This window comes from Bacillus sp. 22483 (genome assembly GCF_052044605.1).
GTDB classification, from domain to species: Bacteria; Bacillota; Bacilli; order Bacillales; family Bacillaceae; genus Bacillus; species Bacillus altitudinis.
The window spans coordinates 24,308-37,986 of the sequence record NZ_JBQENU010000018.1 but is presented as its reverse complement, the minus strand read 5'-3'; the positions used below and the strand labels follow the sequence as shown (position 1 = coordinate 37,986).

At 42.4% G+C, this 13,679-nt stretch carries 12 protein-coding genes and 2 tRNA genes; all 14 read right to left on the bottom strand.

Annotation, left to right across the window (positions count from 1 at the left end):
- Positions 1–19: 19 nt before the first annotated feature.
- The 14 genes from spoIIE to pth all read right to left on the bottom strand — a co-directional run bounded on the left by spoIIE (position 20) and on the right by pth (position 13,618).
- Positions 20–2,503 (bottom strand): stage II sporulation protein E, encoded by a 2,484-nt coding sequence (gene spoIIE, locus ACTJJQ_RS18695; RefSeq protein ID WP_035391551.1) that lies wholly within the window; start codon positions 2,501–2,503, stop codon positions 20–22.
- Between the two features lie 203 nt (positions 2,504–2,706).
- A tRNA-Glu gene (locus ACTJJQ_RS18690) sits at positions 2,707–2,778 on the bottom strand.
- A gap of 25 nt (positions 2,779–2,803) precedes the next feature.
- Positions 2,804–2,877 (bottom strand) — tRNA-Met (locus tag ACTJJQ_RS18685).
- Between the two features lie 179 nt (positions 2,878–3,056).
- Entirely contained in the window at positions 3,057–3,455 is a 399-nt protein-coding gene (locus ACTJJQ_RS18680) for a S1 domain-containing RNA-binding protein (protein WP_003217901.1), read from the bottom strand.
- Positions 3,456–3,537: 82 nt separating this feature from the next.
- Complete coding sequence (locus tag ACTJJQ_RS18675; protein ID WP_007496186.1) at positions 3,538–3,912, bottom strand: FtsB family cell division protein; 375 nt, start codon at positions 3,910–3,912, stop codon at positions 3,538–3,540.
- An 18-nt stretch (positions 3,913–3,930) separates the two neighbouring features.
- Positions 3,931–4,569: a spore cortex biosynthesis protein YabQ gene (yabQ, locus tag ACTJJQ_RS18670; RefSeq protein ID WP_024719361.1), complete on the bottom strand. Its 639-nt coding sequence runs from the start codon at positions 4,567–4,569 to the stop codon at positions 3,931–3,933.
- Positions 4,566–4,874 carry a sporulation protein YabP gene (gene yabP, locus ACTJJQ_RS18665; protein WP_007496190.1) on the bottom strand — a complete coding sequence of 103 codons (309 nt, stop codon included), beginning with the start codon at positions 4,872–4,874 and terminating at the stop codon, positions 4,566–4,568. The genes yabQ and yabP overlap by 4 nt, the downstream gene beginning before the upstream one ends.
- A gap of 74 nt (positions 4,875–4,948) precedes the next feature.
- Positions 4,949–5,209 (bottom strand): RNA-binding S4 domain-containing protein, encoded by a 261-nt coding sequence (locus ACTJJQ_RS18660; protein ID WP_008341839.1) that lies wholly within the window; start codon positions 5,207–5,209, stop codon positions 4,949–4,951.
- Positions 5,206–6,690, bottom strand: coding sequence for a nucleoside triphosphate pyrophosphohydrolase (mazG, locus tag ACTJJQ_RS18655; RefSeq protein ID WP_440600491.1), 1,485 nt, complete (start codon positions 6,688–6,690; stop codon positions 5,206–5,208). Before mazG ends, ACTJJQ_RS18660 begins: the two co-directional genes overlap by 4 nt.
- Positions 6,680–8,284 (bottom strand): putative polysaccharide biosynthesis protein, encoded by a 1,605-nt coding sequence (locus ACTJJQ_RS18650; RefSeq protein WP_440600490.1) that lies wholly within the window; start codon positions 8,282–8,284, stop codon positions 6,680–6,682. Before ACTJJQ_RS18650 ends, mazG begins: the two co-directional genes overlap by 11 nt.
- Before the next feature lie 204 nt (positions 8,285–8,488).
- The gene (gene spoVT, locus ACTJJQ_RS18645) at positions 8,489–9,025 is read right to left on the bottom strand and encodes a stage V sporulation protein T (protein WP_007496196.1); all 537 of its coding nucleotides are present in this window, start codon (positions 9,023–9,025) and stop codon (positions 8,489–8,491) included.
- A 139-nt stretch (positions 9,026–9,164) separates the two neighbouring features.
- Entirely contained in the window at positions 9,165–12,698 is a 3,534-nt protein-coding gene (gene mfd / locus ACTJJQ_RS18640; RefSeq protein ID WP_440600489.1) for a transcription-repair coupling factor, read from the bottom strand.
- Between the two features lie 67 nt (positions 12,699–12,765).
- Positions 12,766–12,996: an anti-sigma-F factor Fin family protein gene (locus ACTJJQ_RS18635; protein WP_003217967.1), complete on the bottom strand. Its 231-nt coding sequence runs from the start codon at positions 12,994–12,996 to the stop codon at positions 12,766–12,768.
- Positions 12,997–13,051: 55 nt separating this feature from the next.
- Positions 13,052–13,618: an aminoacyl-tRNA hydrolase gene (pth, locus tag ACTJJQ_RS18630; RefSeq protein WP_007496201.1), complete on the bottom strand. Its 567-nt coding sequence runs from the start codon at positions 13,616–13,618 to the stop codon at positions 13,052–13,054.
- Between the last annotated feature and the right edge of the window lie 61 nt (positions 13,619–13,679).

Below are 13,679 nucleotides of genomic sequence, written 5' to 3'. Positions count from 1 at the left end.
ATTCATATTATACGATATTTCAAGAAATCTCTTGTTTCTGGAGATAGAATGTACCGGTCGGAATGGATGCCCATTTTGGTGTATTGTGGTCGAGCCTAATGACGACAACCGTCATATCGTCATCGATTTGACCTGCTCTTGTGCGAATGACCTCCTCCATTAATAAATCAGCAATCTCTTGCGGATCTTCTGTTTTAAAGCTCTTCATTTTTCGTTTGACCCATAAATCATGATTTTCGATATGCTTTGGTCCTTCAAAGATACCGTCGCTCATCATGATAAGGAGATCTCCTGCCTTCATCTGTTCACTCACCACTTCTACTTCAAATTCATCAATAATGCCAATAGGCAAGTTGCTGGCCTGTACCTTCATCACTTGATCACCACGTTTAATAAAACTTGGGGTGGAGCCAATCTTGAGGAACTTACAGCTCGCATCCTGTAAATCAATGATGGATAAGTCTAATGTGGAATAGACTTCATCTGTTGTCCGTAAAGATAAAATGCTATTAATCGTTTTAATCGCTACTTTTTCATCAATACCAGACGCCAAGATTTTTTCTAACAACTTGATCGTTTCATTGCTTTCAAAATGGGCTCTTGCTCCATTTCCCATCCCATCACTAATAGCTGCGGCATATTTACCTGCACCCAGCTCCATCATGCTGTAGCTGTCTCCAGATACTAATCCTCCGCCTTTCGCTGCATGTGCTACACCTGTAGACACTCGATACGATTTTGCAGAACCGAATACAACATGACAATAACCTGTTGGATGCTCCGCACACTGCTCTGCTTTGACTAAAACTTGTTCTTCTAAAATATCCGAGAGCATTGGAGCGATGATTTTTTCGCATTCCCCATGACCTTGGCAATAGGGAATTCTCATCTCTATATCAACATTTCCCTGTTCTAAGCTATAAATTTCAACTTGCTGAATTTCAATTCCAAAGTTCTGAAGTGCTTCTATCATCTGCTCTTCCTGAATAAAATGCTGCTCTCTTTCTCGTTTTATTTCCCGGGAAAAATCCTCCATGACTTGCGAAACACCCATCAGTTGTTCGGCCACAAGGCGCCTGCTGTCTTGGACCTTTTTCTTTAAGGTCTGATTTGCTTTATAGTAAGCAATCTCCTCTTCAATCAATTCTTCTACATGCTTTGATTTTGAGCAGTGCTGACTGAATTTCTTTTTCAACTTCCGGTTATGCTCGTACGTTTTTTCATCAGATTCATGCATAACTTGTTTCATGAGTTCATAGGTTGTATCAAAGTTCTGCACCCAGCATTTATTTTTCTTATAGCACGTTTGACAGGAACGTTCTGTGATCGTACTTAAAAAAAGATCTACATCCTCTTCCTGCTTCTTTTCCTCAGGAATGGATTCGTAAAATGTCGCAAAACTCTCAGACAGCGCATGAAATACATTAGAGAATTGATCTACCTTTTTTGCTGTCACGTCTCGTACTTTTCTGGCATATTGCTGCTGTTCCTGTACATGCTCTACCGTACCAGGAATATATTTTGCCACCTTGGACGTTACTGACTGTGGCGTGAGCAAAAACAGTGCAACTGCGATGAGTGATTCATATAGCGTGGTCATTAGCCCTGCTGACCCTTCACCGTAGAGGGAGATTAGTAAAGAACCCACAATCAAGCCGATGGCGGCTCCTGCTTTTTTCCCCTCTTTTAGTAATCCGCCTAATAAGCCCGAAAAGGCAAGCAGACTCATCTGATAAAGGTTGCCGATGTTGGCGAGACCAAGAATTAATCCAGTTACAACACCCACTGTACAACCAATACTCGCTCCTCCAATAAAGGCAAAGCTCAGCACTACATATCGTGACAAAATATGCTCTGCCTGCATTCCTTGAAATGTGATCCCAGCCAGACCTGTTAAAACTGAAGCGATTAATATCATAAAGCAAATAATTTCTTCAACCTTTAAGGAGTGTTTGATTTTCCTGACTGTAAAAATCGGCAAACTTTGAAGAAAAATCAGTGTCAAAATGAAGGCAAGTCCAGCTTCAACCCCTGCCATCACATAGTCATAGCTTTGAACCGCACCCTGCTCGAGGTATACAAAAGCTCCCCTGGTTATCAGCATTGAGAGCACAATTACAACCGGTAATGTTTTCACCGGGTCTTTGATGATGAATGAAACGACCTTTGACATGAGGAGGAACACGATCAATGACGCAAACACGAATAATGCATTTTGAGGTGATATCGTCATCGCTCCAGCGAGTAAAGCAAGACAAGCAAGCATCGCTTTATCCCTTTTAATGAGCAGCATGGACCCAAAGAAAGGCAATGCAAACGGCATAATTTCAGATAAGATAAAGGCTCGTCCCAATAAAAAGCCCAGAACAACATAAATAAACCCTTTATAGAAAAAAAGAGAATGCGTATGATGAAGAAACAGGTTTTTCATCTTTTTTAACCCTGCACTGATTCTTTCAAACCCGGCTCCCGTTAAATCAGTTCTTCTTTCTAGTTTTTCCATCTTTTCATCCCCCACCTGATATTCGTTGCTTGTCATTATAGCGAAGGTGAAAAAGAAATTTTGTCAAAAGAAGTTGTCGTTTCCATAAAACGTTCGACGCTTTATTTGCCAAAAAGGCATACTTTCTTGAAAGTCGATGTCTTTCATCAGAATTTTACGAAAGCACAAAAAAACAGCTTTCCTATAGAAAGCTGTTTTGAAGATGACCCGTACGGGATTCGAACCCGTGTTACCGCCGTGAAAGGGCGGTGTCTTAACCGCTTGACCAACGGGCCTTGCTTATTGTTCTTTTTAAAAGGATAGCGGCGGAGGGGATCGAACCCCCGACCTCACGGGTATGAACCGTACGCTCTAGCCAGCTGAGCTACACCGCCATAATGTAAAATGCGCTAAGAAGCACAAGAACTATAATACAAAGGATTCGCTTGTCCGTCAATAGGAAGTTTTAAATTAAATGGCAAATGCACAAAAAACGTTGAATTTGTATTGAAAAAAAGCACCCGCTAAACAGCAGGTGCTTTGTTGTGAAAGATATATAGAAAGCAGCAACAAGTTAACCTCTTCTTGCTCCGCGTCCCCCACGTTTTGATTCCGTGTTACGTTTTAAAGATGTTAAGCGGTCTTCACTATCTTTTAAGAATTTGTTCATTTTTTGCTCAAACGATTCCTTCGGACGGAAATCATTTCTGCTCGGTCTTGATTGTTGTTGTTGAGGACGATCTTTTGCTTTTTTAATGGACAAGCCGATTTTACCGTCTTTTTCAACGTTAATCACTTTCACTTCAACTTGTTCACCGACTTTTAAATGCTCATTAATATCTTTTACATAGTTATCGGCTACCTCACTGATATGAACGAGACCAGTTGAACCGCCTGGCAACTCCACAAAAGCTCCAAAATTTGTAATGCCCGTAACTTTCCCTTGTAACTTGCTGCCAACTTCAATCGACATAAAAAAAGTGCTCCTCCTTAGACTTATAAAAAAATCTCATTTGTTCAATTATACATAAACTGAATTTTAAGTGTCAACAAGGCTAATCGCTCTTATTGCCCACATCAAAGATTTTTTCGCCTTTTTTAGACATATAATAGTCCCGTCGTGCCAGTTCGAGTACGTATTCTTTGCTTTTCAGCTTTTTGATTTCATCAGAAATATCTTCCTGCTTTGTTTGTAATTGCTTCAATTCTTTTTCAAGCGCAACCTTCTTCTCTTCTTTTTCTTTCAATGCAGACGATTGCGACCAGAGGGCACTTGTTACCAAAACAGCAAACATGAGCACAATGACTCCAAACACGGTAAGCCTTCTAAGGAGTCCCCGGCGTTTGCGTTTTAAGCGCTGCGCTTGCTGTTCCATTTGTTTTTGATAATCATTTTGAATTTGTGCGATATTTCTTTTTCTCTCGTTCAAGGATGAAGGCCTCCTCTCTTACTTTGTCCAGAATTGTTTCCATTTCGTTTTCATGGTACGAGATACTTTCTTGATCCCTTGTAAAATTCCTGCTCCTTTTGAGAAAAACAACCTCATTGATGTTCGCCATTTTTCGGGAATTCGATGAATAATGGTTACATTGAGTAACCAAATAAGCGGATAACAAACAATATACAGCACCTTCCACACGAGTCGAAACGCAAAACGAACAAGGCGTAAGAGCGAGTGGAACAAGAACAGAAGAGCACTTATGATCAAACCAACGATCCAGCGAATGGGCTGGAAAACCATCGACATGATCAGCCTTTTCAGGACGAGAACAGTCTGATAAATACACCTCATCACAAACTTGAGGATGTTCATATACAGCTGTTTCATCAATGCCTGGTACATCGAGAAACCTAAAGCAACAGCTAGAAAAATATAAAGCCTGAATTCTCCCTCATTGGTCAGCAGCAGGACATAAAAGAATAAGAGACCCTGCACCACCCAAAAAAGGAGGTCGTGAATGACCAGCAGCCATTTTGCTGTTTTTTCCCGGTTCACAAACAGCTTGTACGTATCCAGCGATGCGCCCAGCCAGATGCCCATCGCCGCCATCGAAAGCATCGTATAAAACTGGACCGTCAGTGTCATTTAAACAGCTTGCTAAAAAATCCTTTAGCTTTCTCCCCGTGCTGCTCATCTACATAGATTAAGTCAAAGACACGCCCTTTAATGGACACAACACCCTTTTCTACATCTAAGTTTTTCATTTGCAGATTTTCTCCGCGAATGGCGAGGACTCCCATGACAGTCTCAAGCAGAAATTCTTCATTATCAAAGCTCTCGACTTGTTTGACTCCGGTAATATCTAAATGCTTTCTGTTGCGCATTGTGACATGATGCTCGGCTTCTGATGACAACTTCGTGCCTTGAGGTTGATTATAATATTGATTCATTTATACATCCCCCATATCTCATACTTGCATTGTTACTGCATTGTATGTGACAGGCGGGACATTTAGAACAAGCCCTATTCTGCTGTTTTCTCTTCTTTTAGCACGGTATACATGCCAGCAGCTTCTTCTTTTTTCGTTGTGTCTTTTAACTCGTTGACTTGAACAGTCACAAGCTTTTGGCCAAAACGAATTTGAAGCTCGTCCCCTTCTTTCACGTCAGAGCTGGCTTTCGCCTGCGTGCCATTAATGGAAATTCTCCCTTGATCGGCTACTTCTTTTGCCAATGTTCTTCTTTTGATTAAACGAGACACTTTTAAGAATTTATCTAGTCTCATGTGTGTTCACCTCTTTCTATGCGTTTGGCATCGTTCCACAGATCGTCCATTTCTTCTAGGGTCAAGTCCTCTAGTGAACGCCCTATATCCTTTGCTTTTTGTTCAATATGCTGAAAGCGCCGCATGAATTTTGTGTTTGCAGAAGAGAGGGCGGTTTCAGGCTCTAGATGATAAAATCTTCCAATGTTTACGAGAACAAACAAAAGATCCCCAAATTCATCCTTCATCTGCTTTGTTGCACCTTCATCCGTCTTATCTGCCACTTCCACAAGGAATTCCTGCTTTTCCTCTTCGTATTTGTTCCAAATATCCTCTACTTCTGTCCAGTCGAAGCCCACTTTTGCTGCTTTCTTTTGGAGCTTATAGGCTTTTGTTAAAGCTGGAAGAGTCGTTGGAATGGATTGCAAAATAGATGCTGCACGCTCCGGTTTTTCCTGCTGCTTGATTTTTTCCCAGTTGGCGACGACATCTGATGCTTCAGACACATCCGTATCACCGAACACATGCGGATGTCGTCGAATCATTTTTTCTGTCACATGCTGAATGACGTCATCCATTGAGAAATAACCATCATCTTCACCAATTTGAGCATGGAGTAAAACTTGAAGCAGTACATCTCCGAGTTCTTCAACCATATGATCTGGATCGTCTTCATCTATGGCTTCCAGCAGCTCATAACATTCTTCAATTAAATATGGTTTGAGCGACTCATTCGTTTGTTTTTGATCCCAAGGACAGCCGCCAGGACCTCTTAATGTACGAATGACTTCACGGAAAGTGTCAAATTGCTGATAGAGCAGCTTTTCATCTTGAATGGGAGGTACATAAACACTCGTTAAGTTATTTATCGACACATCTCGATCAAGTTCAAATAAAGGAACACCTGTAATCTGCTCCTGACTGCTTCCAGCTGCCGTTACGATAAAGACTTCATAATCGTCAGGTAGCTTTTCCATGAGGGTCAGCTTCACATTCGAGGCTGTCATCTGATCATATACCTGACAGATCAGCACATGCTGGGTCAACTTCAGATCATCCGCTCTCATATCCCCAGCGTCAACGAATTGCAGCCCTTCAATCGGGTCAATCTGTAAGGAATTAAACGTCGCATCCAAAAAGCTTTGTCCACCAGCCACGTACACCTCAACCCCGCGCTTCTTCTGTTGTGAAACAAGAAGCTGCACTGTCTTTTCCGCCACAAACGGGTGACCTGGTACTGCATACACAATATCTTTCTCCTCAGCCTCTCGGAAGAGAATGTCTGTGATTTCCTCATACACTGCATCAAACTGATCATGCTTTTCATAAATCTCATCAAAAAAGGTCAGAGACGGGACCTCCTGCATCAATTCTGCGGTGAGTGGATGATCCTGCGTTCTCATGTATACTTCTTTCGCCTGCTTCAGCTGCTTATATACACCGAGCGTCAGCTGATCCATGTCGCCTGCCCCAAGACCAACGACTGTAATCTTACCTGCCATTTCGATTCCCTCTCATCTGTTTAAAATATAAAATCTTTTCTCCTAATGGAATGAGTCTCCATTCCTCTTCCGTAAATACGTCTAGCTTAAGAATACTATATAAAAAGGCGAAACCACCAATAAAAACTGAAGTCAGGCTCTCTAAAACAGAAAACGGACGTTTCTCAAAGGGAATGACCCAAGAAAACAATGCCTGATATCCAATTAAAACGACAGCCATGAATGCTGCTGATAAAAGAATTTTCACTGGGAATAGCTCTCTTATTGAAATCCACCCTTTATGCTTCAAATACACCGCATTGAGCGCAGCGGCGGCGAGAAACCCACAAACAGTCGACCATGCGGCTCCATAAATGCCGAATAACGGGACAAGAGCCAGCGTCAGCCCCCATTTCACCAGTACACTAATCAGGACCACGACAGCCGGATACACGGTATGTCCCAGACCCTGAAGTAAAGCGGTTTGCGTAATCGCCATTGATGTAAAGGCAATGGATATGCAAAATATTTGCAGCGCATCTGTCCCTAAGTCATTACGAAAAAGCATGATGTTCACAGACGATAAAATACATATAAGACCGACAGCTGAACCAATCCCCAGCACCGATGTTGCCTTAAACGATGTACTTACTTTTTCACGAATTGCTTTATGCTGCCCTTTTCTTAAGGCCGACGACAAAAACGGAACAAGAGACGTCCCGATACTAATTGCAAACACCGTCCCGAGCTGCAGGAACGGCTGACCTCGGTCATATACGCCTTTTGCCGCCTTTGCAGCTGCTTCACTCAGTCCCTCACTGCGCAGTAGCGCATACAAGTGAAAAGCATCGATCATTTGCATCCATAGGATCAGCAATCCACTCACACAAATCGTCAATGTATACAGCACCAAACTCTTCAGCACATCTTTTTTCCGCAGTGTAGCCTGTTTTAATGTCTTGCTCGCTGACGACCGCTTCCGATAGGTCAGCCAAAGGAAAAGAAGCAAAATGAGTGAAGCCGCACTTCCAGCTATAGAAGAGAACACCGCACCCGCTCCTGTTTCATAAAGCGAATAGCCATGTCTCACAAAATAGAAAGATAAAACAAGCAGGACGCCTACTCTGATGAGTTGCTCAGCCAATTGAGAGACCGCAGTGGGGAGCATCAGCCCATCACTCTGAAAAACACCCCTCAGCATCACGGTAAGCGGCAGAAATAAAAACACAAACGAACTCATCTGGATGAGCAACATTAATTGACTGTCCGCCATGAGATTCGCAATTGTGCCTGCTCCTATGTATAAACAAAGAAATAAGGCCAAGCTCAGCAAAGTGATATACACCAAAGATACCTTTGTAATGATTCGGCGATTCTCCTCACCATGCTCGCTCAGGAGCTTGGACACCATCACAGGAAAACCAGTGGTGCCGAGCATGATCGCAATGCCAAGAAAGGGATAGACCTGCTGATAAATATAAAAACCTGTGTCTCCTACGATATTTTGAAAAGGGACACGATATACGGCACTCAGTACCTTTGATAACAAGCCTGCGATGGTTAAAATCACCGCACCTTGGAAAAGCCAATGCGGCTGATTTACAGCATTTTTCATGGATGACTCCTTTATGTTCAATCAAAAAATATACCTGCATTTAAACGCACTCATTATATCATACGTGACTGGCAAGCCGTTTCTTTCTAAGGAGTAGACGATACATTCATTGTTTTGTTTCATCCCATATAAAAAACGCCGACAAAATCAGATGATTTCATCGGCATTCTTTCGTTTTATCAAAATGATATAGATTTATTAGACCTAATGTTCCATTTGACGGGCTAAGAAGCCAGCTGCCGTTTCTGCCGCTTTATGCTCCACTTCTCCCATTGAACGCTCTTTAGAAAATAAGACGACGGCGCCAATTGGATCTCCGTTTGCAACAATAGGTGCAATGGTATAAGCTGATACATCATCATCAATACCATCCACAAGCTGAATTTCTTTCTTGCTGTCCTCTAATACAGAATTACGCTGATCCATTGTTCGTTCAAGTAAATCACTAATGGATTTGTTTAAATACTCTTTTTTTGAACTACCGGATACAGCAATATACGTATCACGATCACAGATGAGGATAGAATGACCCAAACTGTCGAATAATGCATCAGCATATTCCTTCGCAAAGTCTCCTAGCTCACTAATCGGTGAATACTTCTTCAAAATCACTTCTCCATCGCGGTCGACAAAAATCTCAAGTGGATCTCCTTCCCGGATGCGCAATGTTCTGCGAATCTCCTTCGGTATAACCACTCTACCTAGATCATCGATGCGGCGTACAATTCCAGTTGCTTTCATTCACTGCTGCCTCTCTTTCGTTTGATGATGTGTTGGGTGAATGGAACAAAAGCGTCCACTTTATGCAACATTCACCACTTGACCCTGAGATTAGTATCCGTCACATCAAACGTAATATACACGAGAGACCAACAAAATTTTATGAAGATGGAATGGTTTCTTTTTTCACATCTTGAAGACCTCGAAGCATACGAAGAATGACTTCAAGCCACTCCTCCGTTTTCTTGCCTTTTGTTTGGACAGAAATAATCAGCTTGCTGCCTTCCATGCCAAGACCGATATCACGTCCATATTGACTGCCAAGCTCAAATAATTTTTGACCATCGATGTCGCTGCTTGCTTTTTCATCGAGAGTGAGTCTAACAATGCCTTTCTCCATCTTGATCAACTCGACACGTTCCTGCACAGCGTACACCTTCATCGTCGCAATCGTGAACAAATCAGCCACTTCTTGCGGATATTCTCCGAATCGGTCAATCATTTCATCTTGAAGCTCTTTCCGCTCTTCTATTGATCCAATCGCTCTAAACTGTTTATACATCTCGATCTTTTGTTTGCCATCAGAAATATAGCTATCTGGAATGTAGGCGTCAATTTGGAGGTCAATTTCCGGCTCAAATTTTTCTTGAGCAGTCGTATCGCCTCTTCTTTCTTCAATGGCTTCTTTCAGCATTTGAGAGTAAAGGTCGAAGCCAACAGAATCAATAAATCCATGCTGCTGTGCACCAAGTAAGTTCCCTGCTCCTCGAATTGTTAAATCACGCATCGCAATTTTAAAGCCTGACCCAAGCTCAGTGAATTCTTTAATGGCTTGAAGTCTTTTCTCAGCTACTTCAGAAAGCACTTTATCTTTTCGATAAGTGAAATAAGCATAGGCCACACGATTCGAGCGCCCAACTCGTCCTCTTAACTGGTACAGCTGCGAAAGCCCCATTTTATCAGCATCATGAACAATGAGCGTGTTCACATTTGGTATGTCTACGCCCGTTTCGATAATGGTTGTACTAACGAGTACATCCGATTCACCTTCTAGGAAATTAATCATCACGGATTCCAGCTCGTTCTCACTCATTTTCCCGTGTGCGTAGCTTACTTTTGCGTCTGGAACAAGCATCGAGATTTCATCTGCTTTTCGTTCAATATCCTCCACTCGGTTATAAAGGAAGTACACTTGACCGCCTCTTGCCAGTTCTCGCTCAATGGCTTCTCTAACTAACGCACCATTGTACTCGACAACATAGGTTTGAACTGGGAAACGGTTCTCAGGTGGTGTTTCAATAACAGATAAGTCACGTACGCCAAGCATCGACATATGAAGCGTACGAGGAATTGGCGTTGCCGTTAACGTCAGCACATCAATATTGGCTTTCATTTGTTTAATTTTCTCTTTATGCGTCACACCGAAGCGCTGCTCTTCATCGATAATTAACAGTCCTAAATCCTTGTACACAATGTCTTTTGAAAGAAGGCGATGCGTCCCAATGACCATATCAATCGTTCCGTTTTTCAGCCCTTTTAAGGTTTCTGTTGTTTCTTTTCGTGTACGGAAGCGGCTAAGCTGAGCGATTTTAACAGGATAGTCTTGGAATCTGTCCATAATCGTGTCAAAATGCTGCTGCGCTAAGATCGTTGTTGGTACAAGCAGTGCCACCTGCTTCCCGTCAGCAATGGCTTTGAAGGCCGCTCGAATCGCCACCTCTGTTTTTCCATAGCCCACATCTCCACAAAGCAGACGATCCATCGGGCGCTCCCGCTCCATGTCTTGCTTGATTTCATGAATCGAGCGAATTTGATCATCTGTTTCTTGGTAAGGGAATGCAGATTCAAACTGGCGCTGCATCTCATGGTCAGGCGAGAAAGCATACCCTTTGCTTGCTTCACGTTCTGCGTACAGCTTAATCAGATCATCTGCAATGTCCTGCACAGATGATTCTACTTTTTTCTTCACACGTTTCCAGTCGCTACCGCCTAGTTTGTATAGCTTTGGTTCTTTTCCTTCTGACCCTACATACTTCTGCACCTGATCAATTTGTTCAACGGGGACATAAAGCTTGTCGCTTCCTTGATAATGAATATTTAAATAATCTTTATGAATGCCGCCAATTTCAAGCGTTTCAATTCCTAAATACTTACCGATCCCGTGGTTAATGTGCACCACATAATCGCCCACTTGCAGTTCTGAATAGCTTTTGATTCGCTCTGCGTTTGTCAGCTTTTGCTTACGTGCCTGCTTCTTCACACGTTTCTTGAAAAGTTCACCCTCTGTAATGACAGCAATCTTGGATAAAGGTAGTTCAAAACCGGTTTGAAGCTCACCTTGTAAAATATATACTTGCCCGCTGACAAGCTCAGCATCAGGTTTAGCAAGAGCTGCTTCAATGTCATAATCATGCAAGACAGATGACAACTTCTCTGTCCGCTCTTCATCTGCACCTAAAAAGACAACCGTATAATTCTGCTTTTTGTAGCGTTCAATTTCACTTGCAAGCACATTCATCTGCCCGTGGAAATTCTGCATTTGCTTACTAGATACATTGACGATATTTTGCGGATTGGTCTGCTGAACATGTCTCAAAAATAAGGAATAGTACAGAATCGATCTCGATTGCTGATTGAACAGCTCTTGAAATGGGAAGGAAAGGGCTAGATCATGCAGGATATTCCCTTCTTCCAGCAGACTAATTGTCCAATCTGCTTCTTCCTGTTCAAGCTGTTCTTCCATCTCCTGAATTCTGCTGATTTCATCTAGAATGATAATCGTATCCTGCGATGTATAATCTAGCAAACTAGCAGGCTTTTCATAGAAATAGGACAGATACTTCGTCATTTCTTGTGTCACAATACCTTCTAGCAGCTTCTCACGATCAGCAGAAATATTCTGATGGAGCAGTTCTTTTTGTTTATCCGAGTTGAATTTCTTTAAGCTGCTGGCAAGACCTTCGTCAAGCTGTTCAATCGCTCTCACTCGTTCAGGCCCTCTTACAATCAGCTCTTTCGCCGGGCCAATCTTGATTTCTTGAAGTGTTTCCAATGAACGTTGCGTGTCAGAGTGGAAGGACCGAATAGAGTCCACTTCTGTATCAAACAGCTCAATACGGATCGGGTGGTCTTCCGTTAACGCATAAATGTCAATGATTCCTCCGCGCACACTAAAGTCTCCGGGCGCAGCGACCATGGACGTCCGGTCATAACCGATTTGCACGAGTTGTTTTGAAAACGCCTCCAAATCAATTTCTTCACCAACCTTTAAATGGATCTGACTCTCCTTCCAGAGCTCAACAGGAGGAAGCATTCTACGCACTGCAGCTGCTGGGGTCACGACAATCGAATTTTCTCCATTCGCGAGACGATTCAATACATCAAGACGCTGCGCTCTAAGCTCAGGGCTTGCCACAGCAATTTCAGATGCAATGAGTTCATTGACAGGATAAAGAAGGACCGAGCGATCTGGCATCACACTTGCTAGATCATCTGTGACCTTCTGCGCTTGATATAAGTTGTGTGTCACAATAAACATCGGCCGCTTTAATTCGTCTGATATGGCGGCTGTAAATAAAGATCTGACGGAGCCTGATAGTCCGGCGAGCAGTTGTTCTTTTAAACCTTCCTTTAGCCCATTGAAAATGGACTGAAAATCATCACTTTGTTTGATAAATGATTGTATATTTTTCATTTGGCTCCTCCTCCCTGCTTGTTTAAAACAGAAAAACGCTTTGGTCTATTATCTACACCAAAGCTTTTTATTGAATAAAGGTATGATACTGATGGTAATCAGGATTTCTTTCGAGCGCCTCTTGGCAATCCTCACAAATGGTTTGTACATGTAAATCACCATTTTCCCTATAAGAAATCATATCGTTTCTTTCCTCATTTGTTAAGTGATGAAATCCAAGTGCTTCACTTTGGACAGCGGATTCATCTAGACTGCCAACCTTTACACCACAGTGCCGGCAGTAATAGTGCAAAGCCATACGTGATCCTCCCATGCTGAGATTTTATGATCAGTATGTGCTTTGCTTATCATTCTTATACCTTCTTGTTAAAATCATTCATCACTTCTAAAAATGGCTTTGTTAAAGCCGCTTCACAAGCTTCAACAGATGCTTGAATAGCAGATGAGATATCAGGCTGTTCTTCCTCTGAGAAGCGTCCTAGTACGTAATCGACGACCTTCATGCCGTTTTGTGGACGGCCAATGCCGATACGGAATCTGTCAAACTCTGGTGAACCTAAATGCTGAATCAACGATTTGATTCCGTTATGTCCGCCTGCACTTCCTTTTGTACGCAAACGAATCCGTCCCGTTGGCAAATCAAGATCATCATAGATGACCTTCAAATGTTCAAGGGGTATATCATAGTAATCCATCAGCGGACGCACACATTCCCCCGATAAGTTCATATATGTAAGAGGCTTCACAAGTAGAACCTTTTGCCCCGAAACAAACCCAGTTCCATATTGTCCATGGAATTTTGATTGATTTAATGGGATATCCCATTTTTTTGATAGTTCATCTATTGTCATAAACCCGACGTTATGTCTTGTTTTTTCATATTCTTTTCCTGGATTACCCAATCCAACGAACGCAATCATGAAACCAATAACCTCCTTTGTCGCACATGCACACGCCTAAAAAATGAGCCAATGTGATTGC

What these genes read in the sequence shown, in the direction of transcription:
- ACTJJQ_RS18660 (WP_008341839.1), bottom strand. Translation starts at nt 5,209, where the DNA reads ATGAGACTAGATAAATTCTTAAAAGTGTCTCGTTTAATCAAAAGAAGA.
- ACTJJQ_RS18650 (WP_440600490.1), bottom strand. Translation starts at nt 8,284, where the DNA reads ATGAAAAATGCTGTAAATCAGCCGCATTGGCTTTTCCAAGGTGCGGTG.
- mfd (WP_440600489.1), bottom strand. Translation starts at nt 12,698, where the DNA reads ATGAAAAATATACAATCATTTATCAAACAAAGTGATGATTTTCAGTCC.
- yabQ (WP_024719361.1), bottom strand. Translation starts at nt 4,569, where the DNA reads ATGACACTGACGGTCCAGTTTTATACGATGCTTTCGATGGCGGCGATG.
- ACTJJQ_RS18635 (WP_003217967.1), bottom strand. Translation starts at nt 12,996, where the DNA reads ATGGCTTTGCACTATTACTGCCGGCACTGTGGTGTAAAGGTTGGCAGT.
- pth (WP_007496201.1), bottom strand. Translation starts at nt 13,618, where the DNA reads ATGATTGCGTTCGTTGGATTGGGTAATCCAGGAAAAGAATATGAAAAA.
- spoVT (WP_007496196.1), bottom strand. Translation starts at nt 9,025, where the DNA reads ATGAAAGCAACTGGAATTGTACGCCGCATCGATGATCTAGGTAGAGTG.
- spoIIE (WP_035391551.1), bottom strand. Translation starts at nt 2,503, where the DNA reads ATGGAAAAACTAGAAAGAAGAACTGATTTAACGGGAGCCGGGTTTGAA.
- mazG (WP_440600491.1), bottom strand. Translation starts at nt 6,690, where the DNA reads ATGGCAGGTAAGATTACAGTCGTTGGTCTTGGGGCAGGCGACATGGAT.
- ACTJJQ_RS18680 (WP_003217901.1), bottom strand. Translation starts at nt 3,455, where the DNA reads ATGTCGATTGAAGTTGGCAGCAAGTTACAAGGGAAAGTTACGGGCATT.
- yabP (WP_007496190.1), bottom strand. Translation starts at nt 4,874, where the DNA reads ATGAATCAATATTATAATCAACCTCAAGGCACGAAGTTGTCATCAGAA.